This window comes from Janthinobacterium sp. GL_088 (genome assembly GCF_057837845.1).
In genome coordinates this window covers 358,243-370,266 of sequence record NZ_CM174453.1, presented here as the reverse complement: position 1 = coordinate 370,266, position 12,024 = coordinate 358,243, and the positions used below count along the sequence as shown (strand labels likewise).

At 61.1% G+C, this 12,024-nt stretch carries 11 protein-coding genes; 4 read left to right on the top strand and 7 right to left on the bottom strand.

Annotation, left to right across the window (positions count from 1 at the left end; genetic code table 11):
• Positions 1-271 precede the first annotated feature (271 nt).
• The 4 genes from sugE (at position 272) to AC3IQ7_RS01550 (ending at position 3,042) form a co-directional block, all read left to right on the top strand.
• The gene (gene sugE, locus AC3IQ7_RS01565) at positions 272-592 is read left to right on the top strand and encodes a quaternary ammonium compound efflux SMR transporter SugE (RefSeq protein ID WP_035823456.1); all 321 of its coding nucleotides are present in this window, start codon (positions 272-274) and stop codon (positions 590-592) included.
• A gap of 11 nt (positions 593-603) precedes the next feature.
• Complete coding sequence (locus AC3IQ7_RS01560; RefSeq protein ID WP_099377705.1) at positions 604-963, top strand: NADH-quinone oxidoreductase subunit A; 360 nt, start codon at positions 604-606, stop codon at positions 961-963.
• Positions 964-1,048: 85 nt separating this feature from the next.
• On the top strand, positions 1,049-2,206 hold the full coding sequence (locus AC3IQ7_RS01555) for an iron-containing alcohol dehydrogenase (protein ID WP_489208177.1): 1,158 nt from the start codon (positions 1,049-1,051) through the stop codon (positions 2,204-2,206).
• A gap of 44 nt (positions 2,207-2,250) precedes the next feature.
• Positions 2,251-3,042 (top strand): EAL domain-containing protein, encoded by a 792-nt coding sequence (locus tag AC3IQ7_RS01550; protein ID WP_489208176.1) that lies wholly within the window; start codon positions 2,251-2,253, stop codon positions 3,040-3,042.
• A gap of 46 nt (positions 3,043-3,088) precedes the next feature.
• Here the strand turns inward: AC3IQ7_RS01550 and AC3IQ7_RS01545 are convergent, their stop codons facing one another.
• From AC3IQ7_RS01545 to AC3IQ7_RS01515, 7 genes are all read right to left on the bottom strand, one after another.
• On the bottom strand, positions 3,089-5,158 hold the full coding sequence (locus tag AC3IQ7_RS01545; protein WP_489208175.1) for a 3-hydroxybutyrate oligomer hydrolase family protein: 2,070 nt from the start codon (positions 5,156-5,158) through the stop codon (positions 3,089-3,091).
• A gap of 76 nt (positions 5,159-5,234) precedes the next feature.
• Complete coding sequence (locus tag AC3IQ7_RS01540) at positions 5,235-6,215, bottom strand: branched-chain amino acid ABC transporter permease (protein ID WP_035823444.1); 981 nt, start codon at positions 6,213-6,215, stop codon at positions 5,235-5,237.
• 31 nt (positions 6,216-6,246) lie between these two features.
• Positions 6,247-7,131 (bottom strand): branched-chain amino acid ABC transporter permease, encoded by an 885-nt coding sequence (locus AC3IQ7_RS01535; protein WP_034752662.1) that lies wholly within the window; start codon positions 7,129-7,131, stop codon positions 6,247-6,249.
• A 164-nt stretch (positions 7,132-7,295) separates the two neighbouring features.
• Positions 7,296-8,504, bottom strand: a complete 1,209-nt coding sequence (locus AC3IQ7_RS01530; protein WP_099377701.1) for an ABC transporter substrate-binding protein — start codon at positions 8,502-8,504, stop codon at positions 7,296-7,298.
• Positions 8,505-8,580: 76 nt separating this feature from the next.
• Complete coding sequence (locus tag AC3IQ7_RS01525; RefSeq protein WP_099377700.1) at positions 8,581-9,303, bottom strand: ABC transporter ATP-binding protein; 723 nt, start codon at positions 9,301-9,303, stop codon at positions 8,581-8,583.
• Positions 9,303-10,073 carry an ABC transporter ATP-binding protein gene (locus AC3IQ7_RS01520; protein ID WP_034783853.1) on the bottom strand — a complete coding sequence of 257 codons (771 nt, stop codon included), beginning with the start codon at positions 10,071-10,073 and terminating at the stop codon, positions 9,303-9,305. Before AC3IQ7_RS01520 ends, AC3IQ7_RS01525 begins: the two co-directional genes overlap by 1 nt.
• A gap of 133 nt (positions 10,074-10,206) precedes the next feature.
• Positions 10,207-11,832 carry a GMC family oxidoreductase gene (locus AC3IQ7_RS01515; RefSeq protein ID WP_489208174.1) on the bottom strand — a complete coding sequence of 542 codons (1,626 nt, stop codon included), beginning with the start codon at positions 11,830-11,832 and terminating at the stop codon, positions 10,207-10,209.
• Between the last annotated feature and the right edge of the window lie 192 nt (positions 11,833-12,024).

Here is a 12,024-nt window from a genome sequence, read left to right as displayed (position 1 = left end):
GATTATAGAGTCTTTTTGCAAGCGCAACCTTGCAACGGCCAATTTTTGCTTAATTTTTACTCAGCAGTGGCAAGTCAACGGAGATTTCTGTTTCACGTGGAACACGAATCGCATCCAGGATGGAGGTGCGGCACTGGACAATGTTTGCTACAATTGCCGCATCGTCTGCATTCGTGGTCACGCCAGTGGCCAACGGGACGATCATCCAGGAGGACGGCCTCCCCCATCATGGGAACACACCGGGACGGCCCGCTCTGTATAAGGAGCCGCCATGGCCTGGATACTATTACTGATTGCCGGCATGTTTGAAGTCGTGTGGGCATACTCGATGAAACTCTCCGAGGGTTTCACCAGACTCACTCCCTCCGTCATTACCATCGTCATGATGATCGCCAGCTTCGGCTTGCTGTCGCTTGCCATGCGCACCCTGCCCCTGGGCACGGCCTATACGATCTGGACCGGCATCGGCGCCGTCGGCGCCTTCATCGTCGGCATCGTCTTTCTGGGCGAGCAAGTCAATACCATGCGCGTGTGCGCCGCCGTCCTCATCGTGTGCGGCATCGTGCTGATGAAACTGTCGTCCAGTCACTGAGAGGAATTCCCATGCTCCTCGAAAACTATTTTCCCGTCCTCCTGTTCATTCTGATCGGCATCCTGGTCGGCATCGTGCCCATGCTGCTGGGACGCGTACTCGGTCCACACAAGCCCGATGCGCAAAAGCTGTCACCGTATGAATGCGGCTTCGAAGCGTTCGGCGACGCGCGCATGAAGTTCGACATCCGCTTCTATCTGGTCGCCATTCTCTTCATCCTGTTCGATATCGAGGTGATCTTCCTGATGCCCTGGGCGGCCAACGTGAACGAACTGGGCCTGCCCGGCTTCTGGGCCGTCATGGGTTTCCTGAGCGTGCTGGCCATCGGCCTGGCCTATGAATGGAAACGCGGCGCGCTGGAGTGGGAGTAACCCGCGCATCCTGTTCCACGTGAAACAGGCGCGGGGATGGAAAGCGGAGTAAGCTGGACTTCTGTCCTTACCGTCAGGAGAATGCATGTCCGCCTTCCAGTTCCGCACCGTGCCGCATCTGATCGTTGAAGCGGGCGCCGTTGCCCACCTGGGCACCCACATCGCCCACCACTTCCCCAGCGTGCGCCGCGCCCTGCTCGTCACCGATGCAGGCTTTTTGCGCATGGGGCTGGCCGATGCTCCCCTGCGCAGCTTGCAGGTGGCCGGCATCGAGGTCCACGTCTTTTCCGAGGTGCAAGCCGATCCACCCGAAGCCATCGTGCTGGCCGGCGTAGCGCAGGCGCAGATGTTTCACGTGGAACTGCTTATCGGCCTCGGTGGCGGCAGCTCCTTGGACGTGGCCAAACTGATCGCCGTGCTGGCGCCGGGCCGCCAGGAACTGGCCGAACTGTATGGCATCGGCAATGTCCACGGCCAGCGCCTGCCCCTGGTGCAATTGCCCACCACGGCCGGCACGGGTTCGGAAGTGACGCACATCGCCATCGTCACCACGGGCGCCACCAGCAAAATGGGCGTAGTCGCGCCGCAACTGTATGCGGACCTGGTCATCCTCGACGCCAGCCTGACCCTGGGCTTGCCATCGGCCGTGACAGCCGCCACCGGCATCGATGCCATGGTGCACGCGATCGAAGCGTACACCAGCCGCCTGCTGAAAAATCCCTTGTCCGACATGCTGGCCACCCAGGCGCTGTCACTGCTGTCGAGCAACCTGGTCACCGCCTGCCGCGATGGCAGCAACCTGCCGGCGCGCCAAGCCATGCTGCTCGGTGCCATGCTGGCCGGCCAGGCGTTTGCCAACGCGCCCGTGGCCGCCGTGCATGCGCTTGCCTATCCCATCGGGGGACTGTTCCACGTGCCACATGGCTTGTCGAATGCGCTGGTGTTACCGCACGTGCTGCGCTTTAATTTGTCCCATGCGGCGCCCCTGTATGCGCAACTGGCCGCCATCCTGCAGCCCGGTATCACGGGCAGCGAGGAAGCGCGGGCCGTGGCCCTGATCGATGCCATGCAGGAACTTGCGCACGCAACCGGCATTGCGCGCACCCTGCGCGAGGTGGGCATCGCGGCAAGCGACCTGGACCGGCTGGCCGATGAAGCCATGCTGCAAACGCGCTTGCTGGGCAATAATCCCCGACCCGTCACGCACAGCGATGCGCGCGCCATCTATGCTGCCGCACTGTGAGCCAGCAAACGGAGCCAGTTCCCCCACCCTGCTACACTGCCGCCATGACGCCTCCCGATATCCCCATTCATCCTGACGCCACCAGCTTTCCACACGGTGCCTGTGCAGGCTGCCATGACAGCGCGCCGCTGCCGTTTGCCTTCGAGTATGCCTATCAGCCCATCGTCGACCTGGTTACGCGCAGCATTTATGCGCACGAGGCGCTGGTGCGCGGCCCCAACGGCGAAAGCGCGGCCAGCGTGCTGGCGCAAGTCAACGATGCCAACCGCTACCGCTTCGACCAGGCTTGCCGCGTCAAGGCAGTGGCCGGCGCAGCCAGCCTGGGCATGCAGGGATTTCTGTCAATTAACTTCCTGCCCAACGCCGTCTACCGTCCCGAAGTCTGTATACGCAGTACCCTGGAAGCGGCCAAGCTGCATCACTTTCCTACCGACAAAATCATCTTTGAAGTGACGGAAGGCGAACGGGTGCAAGACCGTCCCCACCTCGTCGAAATATTCCGCGCCTACCGGCGCTTCGGTTTCCAGACAGCCATCGATGATTTCGGCGCTGGCTATGCGGGCTTGAACTTGCTGGCCGAATACCAGCCTGACATCATCAAGATCGACATGGACCTGGTGCGCGGAATCGATACACACACGCCACGCCAGGCGATCGTGCGGGCCATCGCCAGTCTGTGCCGTGAGCTCGGTATCCGCGTGCTGGCCGAAGGCATCGAGACACGCGCCGAGCGCGACTTTCTGGCCAGCTGCGGCATTTCGCTGATGCAGGGTTACTGGTTTTCCAAGCCTGTCTTCCAAGGACTGGGGCACATCGACGATACGGCCTGGGAATAAAAACGGCCACGTGAAACGTGGCCGCAGCGTCCACAGGCGAGACAGCCTAGTTGGGAATATCGACGACAGTCCCCGTCACGCTGATGGCATTGCCAGGTGCCGGCGTCGCCGCAATCGCCGGCACGTTGACATTCGTGATCAGGGTCGACGCATCGGCGCGCGTCACCGTCCGCACCACCTGCGATGGCGGCAAGGTTTGCTTGGCGGACAAATGCGCATACATGGCGTCGAGCGCCCGATTCAGGTAGACGTGCAGCGGCACGATCAGGGTCGGCAAGGCGCTGCTGAAGGAATCAAAGTGGTTGGCGTTCGTTACCTCGATATAGCGCAGCTTGCTATTGCTCCCCTCCACGGCAGCGTTCAAGCCCAGATAGGCGCGCGAAGCGTGATTCACGGGAATCAGGGTATCGCTGCGGCCGTGCACGATGATGGCCGGCTTGCCATTCAATTTGCCACTGGCAGCCACTTCGGCCATGCCTGCCCGCACGCGCACGCTTTGCCCGGCCAAGGTGCCTTGCAAGTTGGCGCCGCTGACGGTATCGCGTCCCGTCGCCAGGCTGCGCAGGCACAGGAAGCCATCGAGCGACTGGTCCGCCAGGCTGTTTGACGGCGATACGCCGGCCGTGTAGACCCTGGCGCCACCCACACTGTTCTCGTACACGACACTACCGAGGATGCCGTTTTGCGCGGCAAAGCTGGCCGCCTTCTGTGCCGAAGTAAACGCGATCGGATTGCCGCCGCCGTCCGTCTGCGCAAACGTGAAACCGCACACTTTATCGGTCACGGGGAATTTCCCGTAGGCATACGCATACGTGACGGCCACCAGGATATTCGTGCCCGCGTGCGCTGCCTGCAGCGGATCGGCATCAAGCAGCCAGCCATATGCGCGCAAGCGCTGCTTCGCATCCGCCTGCTGTGCGGCCAGGTCGGCGCCGTTCAATAGCCCCTTGCTGACGAGCGCCGTGCAGCGTCCCGCATTGCCGGCCACCGAGGCGATGCACGGTTGATACAGGGCCGCATAGGTGGCGTAGTCGAACAGCGCGCGGCCGGGATTGGCGACCACCGCCCCGCCCTGGCGCACGCTGTAGGCAGTCGATGCCGTCGGCTGGATCTGCGGCTCGCTGGCCGCCACGCCGCCGATCAAGCCTTGCGTATCCTGTTCCGCCGCCAGCAAGGCCGAGCCGGCGCCGTTGGAAATGCTCGAGGCGATCGTGATGGTGTTCTTCGGTGTCAGGCGCACCAGGTGAGAACTGCCGTCGCGGGCCAGCACGCCATAGCGCTCGTTCAACACATAATATGCCATCTCGACCGCCTGCAAGGTGACCTTGCCCCAGTCCTTCTCGGGATTCTGCTGCGAGTGCGCATGCTTGAAGGCGATGCGGTTCGGATTGCTGCCCGCCCAGGCCAGGCGGTCGGCATCGCTCAATTCCGGCGCGAAGAGCGCATTCTTGCCGGCGGCCACCCTGCCCGCGCGCACGCCATTTTGCAGGTTGACGCTGTCGTCCTCGAACACGTACAGGCCCGTGCCGGAACCCTTGTCGGCATACGCCACGGCGCAGCCTTTTTTCAGGCCCCATTCGCCTGAGCTGCCGATGGCGCCGTAAATGCCGCGCGAGCCGCTCGACGTGCCCGTGACGATGCAGGGGTGGTCCGGATCGAAGCTGGCCGGCACCTGTACCATCAAGGTGACATTCTTCTTGCCCGTGCCATCGTCGGCATAGGCGATGTATTCACTGCCGGCAACGAGGCCCTCGCCCGTGCCGATGCTACCGTTGGCATCGACATTTGGTCCGTACAAGGTGCCGTAGCCGCTGTTGGCAGCAATGTCGAGCACGGCTCGGTAATTGGCGTAGATCGCATTGCGGCGCAGTTCGAGCGGTGTCGGCTGTTCCACGTTCGCATACGCGGGAGTTGCTCCCGCCAGCCCCGTCTTGCCGAGGCCAGCCGTCAGCAGATCGTTCGTCTTGCCGTCATAGTCGGCCCGCGTGATGGTGCCCAGGTAGCCGGGCATCTGGTTCAGTTCTTCCGGCGCATGGTTGCTGCCGCAGGCTGCCAAGGCCAGCAGCGTGCACAGGCTGATGCCAGTAGTGCCCGCGCGCGTGATCGTCGTATGCATGGTGGTACTCTCCGTTGAAGTAACAGTGGACGCACAATGAAAAACGCCGGACGATCCGTCCGGCGTTGCTTGAAAATCAGACAGCGGCTTTGGCTGGCCTGCCGCCAAAGCGCGCGATGGCTTCGCCGACAATGCCGCGCCGGAACATCAGCACGCAGATGACGAAGATCACGCCGGTCACCATGCCCACCGATTCGCCCAAGGTGCCGAACCACTCGATGCCAGTATGCGTCGCCAGATAGGTACCGACATCGCCCAGCTTGTTTTCCAGCGCGATGATCAAGACGGCGCCGAGGATGGGACCGGACAAGGTGCCCATACCGCCCACCAGTGTCATCAGCACGACCAGGCCCGACATGCCCCAATACACGTCGGTCAACGTCTCAAAGCCCAGCACCAACGTCTTGGTGGCGCCGGCCAGCGCGGCCAAGGAGGCCGACAGGACGATGGCCATCAGCTTGTACTTGTTGACGTCGTAGCCGAGCGAGATGGCGCGCGGTTCGTTTTCCTTGATCGCCTTGAGCACCTGGCCGAACGGCGAGTGGATGGTGCGCACGATCAGGGCGAAGCCGGCCACGAAGATGGCCAGCACGACGTAGTACAAGACGGTGTCATTGCCCAGGTCTATCGTGCCCAGCAAGGTTCCACGTGGAACACCCTGCAAGCCATCCTCGCCGCCCGTGAATGGCAAGCGCAAGGCAAGGAAGTACACCATCTGTGCCAGCGCCAGAGTGATCATCGTAAAGTAGATGCCCTGGCGGCGGATCGCCAGACCGCCAATCACCAGGCCCAGCAAGGCACCCGTGGCGACGCCGGCCAGCAAGCCCAGTTCCGTCGGCCAGCCCCAGGTGCGCAGCGCGTAGCCGGTGACATAGCCGGCGCCGCCAAAGAAGGCCGCATGGCCGAACGACAGCAAACCCGTGTAGCCGATCAGCAAGTTGAAGGCGCAGGCAAACAGGGCAAAGCACAGCAGCTTCATCAGGAAGACGGGATAGCCGTAAAACGGGGCCGCCAACGCCAGCAGCAAGGCAATGGCGTAGCCTACATTCTTATTCATCGTGGTAGCTCCAATACATGACTGATGAGGATTACTTTTCTTTGCCGAACAGGCCGGCGGGACGCAGCAGCAGCACGATGACCATCACCACGAACACCACGGTGGCCGAGCCTTCCGGGTAGAACACGCGGGTCAGGCCCTCGATCACGCCCAGGCCCAGGCCCGTCAGGATGGAGCCCATGATGGAACCCATGCCGCCGATCACCACCACGGCAAACACGACGATGATCAGGTTCGAGCCCATCAGTGGCGAGACCTGGATGATCGGCGCCGCCAGCACGCCGGCGAAACCGGCCAGTGCCACGCCGAAGCCGAACGTCAACGTCACCATCAGCGGCACGTTGATGCCGAACGCTTCCACCAGTTTCGGGTTTTCCGTGCCGGCCCGCAGGTAGGCACCGAGCTTGGTTTTTTCGATGACGAACCAGGTCGCCAGGCAGACGGAGAGCGAGGCGATCACCACCCAGGCGCGGTAGTTCGGCAGGATCATGAAACCGAGGTCCGTGGCGCCGGCCAGTGCTTCGGGCACGGCATACGGCTGGCCCGAGACGCCATAGAAGGAGCGGAACACGCCTTCCATGATCAGGGTGATGCCAAAGGTCAGCAGCAAGCCATACAGGTGGTCGAGTTTATACAACCAGCGCAGCATGGTCTTTTCGATCAGGATGCCGACCAGGCCGACGAGGATCGGGGCGATGACCAGCATGGCCCAGTAATTGATGTCGAAATAACTGAGGCCCATCCAGGCCAGGAAGGCGCCCATCATGTACATGGCGCCGTGCGAGAAATTAATAACGTTAAGCAAGCCGAAGATGACGGCCAGACCGAGGGACAACATGGCATAGAACGAGCCGTTGACGAGACCCAGCAGCAGCTGGCTCATCATCGCTTGTATTGGAACGCCGAAAATTTCCATGGCATCACAGTATAAAAAGCACCGCCGAGTAGCGGTGTGGTATCAAGGGAAACGCGCCACCGCAAACGGGTGCGGCAGCGCAAGGCGAACCCTGCGAGCGAAGCGCATGCAGGACGGACCACCCGCGCACAGGCGGGCGATCCGCTGGAGGTATGGCTACAGCGTTACTTCCACAACGAACACTTCGACTCGGCCTTGGTCACATACGCCTGTGCGCCGGGCACGGTGGCGACCACCTTGTAGTAATCCCATGGATATTTCGACTCGGACGGTTTCTTGACTTCCATCAAATACATATCGTGCACCATGCGGCCATCGGGACGCACTTCGCCATTCTGGGTGAACATGTCGTTGATCTTGGTCTTTTTCAGATACGCCATGACCTTCTCGGTATCATCCGTGCCGATCGCCTTGACGGCTTTCAGGTAGTTGGCCGCGGCCGAATAGTCGGCCGCCTGCAGCATCGACGGCTCTTTCTTCATCTTGGCGAAATAGCGTTTCGACCAGGCGCGCGTTTCCGCATTCAAGTCCCAGTACCAGCCATCCGTCAGGTACATGCCCTGCGTCAGGTTCAAGCCCAACGAATGGATGTCATTGATGAAGATCAGCAGACCAGCCAGTTTCATCGATTTCGTCAGGCCGAACTCGTTGGCCGCCTTGATGCTATTGATGGCGTCGCCGCCCGCATTGGCCAGGCCCAGGATTTGCGGCTTGGCTGCCTGCGCCTGCAGCAGGAAGGACGAGAAATCGGAGGCGCCCAGCGGATGCTTGACGCTGCCCAACACCTTGCCGCCGGCCGCCTTGACGACTTCGGCCGTGTCTTTTTCCAGCGAGTGGCCAAACGCATAATCGGCCGTCATGAAGTACCAGCTCTTGCCGCCCTGCTTGACGATGGTGCCGCCCGTGCCGCGCGCCAGCGCCACCGTGTCGTAGGCGTAATGCACGGTGTAAGGCGTGCACTCTTCATTCGTCAGGCGCGAGGAACCGGCACCGATGGCAATGAAGATTTTTTTCTTTTCCGCCGCGACCTTGGCCATGGCCAGGCTGGCGCCAGAATTGGTGCCGCCGATCAGCATGTCGACGCCCTGCTGGTCGAACCATTCGCGCGCTTTCGAGGCGGCGATGTCGGCCTTGTTTTGATGGTCGGCGGAAATGAATTCCACCTTCTTGCCGGCCAGTACGACGCCGGCATCGGCGATCGCCATCTTGATGGCTTCCGCGCCCCCTAAGCCGTCGACGTCGGAATACACGCCCGACATGTCGGAAATAAAGCCGATCTTAATGGTGTCGCCCGATACCTGGGCATGCGCGGCGGCGGACAAGCCCAGTGCGCACAGGGTGGCGGTGGCAATGGCGATAGCGTTACGTTTCATAGTGTCTCCGTTGGGATTATTGTTTGCTATTCAGTCGATTGCTGGACGATGACGAGTACAACAGACTACATGGGGACTACACGCCAAGCAGCTCGGTCAATACCGGCATCTTGGCCTCCAGTTCGGATGCAGCAAAAGTCTCGACGATCTGACCGTGCTCCATCACATAAAACCGGTCCGCCAGCGGCGCGGCAAACCGGAAATTCTGCTCCACCATGACGATGGTGTAACCCTTCGCTTTCAGGGTGGTGATCATGCGCGCCAGCCCTTGCACGATGACGGGCGCCAGGCCTTCGGAAATTTCATCGAGCAGCAACAAACGCGCGCCCGTGCGCAGGATGCGCGCCACGGCCAGCATCTGCTGTTCCCCGCCCGACAGGCGCGTGCCCTGGCTGTGGCGGCGTTCCTGCAAGTTCGGGAACATGGCGTAGATTTCCTCCACCGACATGCCCTTCTCGCCGCTGGCCAGGGTCGGCGGCAGCAGCAGGTTTTCCTCGGTCGACAGCGAGGAAAAAATGCCGCGCTCTTCGGGACAATACCCGATGCCCAGGTGGGCGATTTTGTGCGTGGCCAAACCTATCGCTTCGACGCCATTGACTTTGATCGAGCCCGTGCGCGCGCCCGTCAAGCCCATGATGGCGCGCAAGGTGGTGGTGCGGCCGGCGCCGTTACGGCCCAGCAAAGTCACCACTTCGCCCTGCTCCACTTTCAGGTTGACGTCGTGCAGGATGTGCGATTCGCCATACCAGGTGTGCAGCTGTGCAATTTCCAGCGCCGGTGCCTTGTTGCTAGCGGTCATCAATGTGCCCCTTCCAGTTCGGCGTGGGTGGTGCCCATGTACGCTTCCATCACTTGCGGATTGCGCGACACTTCCGCGTAACTGCCTTCGGCCAGCATGGCGCCGCGCTGCAGGACAGAAATCTTGTCGCAGATGCCGGAAACCACGCTCATATTGTGTTCGACCATCAAAATCGTGCGGCCAGCCGACACCTTTTTGATCAGTTCCGTCACGCGGTGCACGTCTTCGTGGCCCATGCCTTGCGTCGGTTCGTCGAGCAGCATCATTTCCGGCTCCATCGCCAGGGTGGTGGCAATTTCCAGCGCCCGCTTGCGTCCGTAGGGCATGTCGACCGTGATGGTGTCGGCAAACTCCGTCAGGTCGACCTCGGCCAGCAAGGCCATGGCGCGGTCGTTGAGCTGGTTCAAGGACCGTTCGCTTTGCCAAAAGTGGAACGAGGTACCGAGCTGGCGCTGCAAGCCGATGCGTACATTCTGCAGCACGGAGAGATGCGGGAAGACGGCGGAAATCTGGAAGGAACGGATCACGCCCATGCGCGCGATCTGGGCCGGTTTGGCGGCCGTGATATCTTTCCCATTGAACAGGATCTGTCCGGAAGTGGGGACCAGGAATTTGGTGAGCAAGTTAAAGCACGTGGTCTTGCCGGCGCCGTTCGGACCGATCAAGGCGTGGATATGGCCCCGCTCTACCTTCAGGTTCACCTCGCTCACAGCGGTGAAACCCTTGAATTCCTTGGTCAAATTTCTTGTTTCCAAGATTACGTTTGACATCGTGTCTCCTAGTTGTACTTTTTGTACTACTTAGTCATTTTTATAATACACAACTTAAATTTAACGCACAATACAGTATAACTACGGGGATTTTTCGCCAGCCCGAATGGCGCAAACGCGCGCCTTTACTCAGCTATTTCCAGGCCGCGTGTATCATTTGCGCCGCTTTTTCCGCGATCATCACCGTGGGCGAGTTCGTATTACCAGAAGTAATGTACGGCATGATCGACGCGTCGACGACGCGCAGTCCAGCCACGCCAATCACGCGCAACTGACTGTCGACCACGCTCAAGGCATCGCTGGTCTGGCCCATGCGGCAAGTACCCACCGGGTGAAAAATGGTGGTACCGATCTGGCTGGCCGCCTGCGCCAGTTCTTCCTGGCTCTGGAATTGCACGCCGGGCTTGTATTCTTCCGGAGAGAATTGTTTCAGGGCCGGTGCGGCGGCGATGGCCCGCGTCAGGCGCAAGGCATCGGCCGCGACTTTGCGGTCCTGCTCGGTACTCAGGTAATTGGGCACGATCTTCGGCGCCGCATAACTATCGGCCGACGCGATCTGCACGTGGCCGCGCGAGGTAGGCCGCAAATTGCAGACGCTGGCCGTAAACGCGGGAAACGCATGCAAGGGTTCACCGAATTTGTCGAGCGACAGCGGTTGCACGTGGTATTGCAGGTTCGGCGTGGCTTGCAGCGGATCGGACTTGGCGAACGCCCCCAGCTGCGACGGCGCCATCGACATGGGCCCGCTCTGGAACAGCGCATATTGCAAACCGATCTGCATCTTGCCCAGCATATTGCCCGCCATGATGTTCAGCGTTTTCACGCCCTGCACCTTGTAAACCATGCGCAGCTGCAAGTGGTCTTGCAGGTTGCCACCCACGCCAGGCAAGTCCAGCACGGGAACAATCCCATGCTGCTGCAGCAAGGCGGCCGGGCCGATACCGGACAGTTGCAGCAATTGCGGCGAACCGATGGCGCCCGCCGTCAGCAAGGTTTCCCGCCGGGCCGTCGCTTGCCACTGCGTGCCGCCGCCCGTAAATACAATGCCTGTGCAACGGGGCCCCGACTCCGTCGTTTCCAGCAGCAATCGTTCCACGTGGCAGCCCGTCATGATGGTCAGGTTCGGGCGGCGCGATGCCGGTTTCAGGAATGCTTTTGAGGTATTCCAGCGGATGCCGCGGCGCTGGTTGACGTCGAAATAGGCGCTGCCGCTATTGTCGCCGCCATTGAAATCGCTGGTTTTCGGAATGCCGACCTGCTGCGCCGCATCGCGGAACGCGTTCAAAATATCCCACGACAGCCGCTGTTTTTCCACGCGCCACTCGCCACCGACACCGTGGTTTTCCGAGGCGCCGCCGTAGTAATCCTCGCTTTGCTTAAAGAGCGGCAAGACCTTGTCCCAGCGCCAGGAAGCATCGTCCGTCAAGTCGGCCCAGTGGTCGTAATCGCCGGCCTGGCCGCGCATATAGATCATGCCGTTGATGGATGAACTGCCGCCCAGGACTTTTCCGCGCGGATACATCAGGCTGCGCCCACCCAGTCCCGCGTCCGCCTGCGTGGAATACAGCCAGTCCGTGCGGGGATTGCCGATGCAATGCAGATAGCCGACGGGGATGTGGATCCACACGTAATCGTCCTTGCCGCCCGCTTCCACAAGTAAAACGCTGGCGTCCTTGTCGCGCGTGAGCCGGTTGGCCAGCACGCAACCTGCCGTGCCGCCGCCCACGATGATGTAGTCGTATTCGCCTGCCGATTCCAATGAAGCTCCTTTCGGTATGCCATCAAGCTGTCGCGCAGCGTGTCTCCCCGCCGCGTCCCATTACCAGAGTCTGTCTTTCTTCCTGCATGCATGGCTGCTGAGCCGCCTTGAGATTACCACCAGTACCGGGCCAGGGCGACATTAATCGTGGCCGACGATATGGGAAAAGGTCAAAAAGAACAGCAAAACAAG

Coding starts and splice junctions, on each gene's coding strand:
- sugE (WP_035823456.1), top strand. CDS start 272: ATGGCCTGGATACTATTACTGATTGCCGGCATGTTTGAAGTCGTGTGG.
- AC3IQ7_RS01560 (WP_099377705.1), top strand. CDS start 604: ATGCTCCTCGAAAACTATTTTCCCGTCCTCCTGTTCATTCTGATCGGC.
- AC3IQ7_RS01555 (WP_489208177.1), top strand. CDS start 1,049: ATGTCCGCCTTCCAGTTCCGCACCGTGCCGCATCTGATCGTTGAAGCG.
- AC3IQ7_RS01550 (WP_489208176.1), top strand. CDS start 2,251: ATGACGCCTCCCGATATCCCCATTCATCCTGACGCCACCAGCTTTCCA.
- AC3IQ7_RS01545 (WP_489208175.1), bottom strand. CDS start 5,158: ATGCATACGACGATCACGCGCGCGGGCACTACTGGCATCAGCCTGTGC.
- AC3IQ7_RS01540 (WP_035823444.1), bottom strand. CDS start 6,215: ATGAATAAGAATGTAGGCTACGCCATTGCCTTGCTGCTGGCGTTGGCG.
- AC3IQ7_RS01535 (WP_034752662.1), bottom strand. CDS start 7,131: ATGGAAATTTTCGGCGTTCCAATACAAGCGATGATGAGCCAGCTGCTG.
- AC3IQ7_RS01530 (WP_099377701.1), bottom strand. CDS start 8,504: ATGAAACGTAACGCTATCGCCATTGCCACCGCCACCCTGTGCGCACTG.
- AC3IQ7_RS01525 (WP_099377700.1), bottom strand. CDS start 9,303: ATGACCGCTAGCAACAAGGCACCGGCGCTGGAAATTGCACAGCTGCAC.
- AC3IQ7_RS01520 (WP_034783853.1), bottom strand. CDS start 10,073: ATGTCAAACGTAATCTTGGAAACAAGAAATTTGACCAAGGAATTCAAG.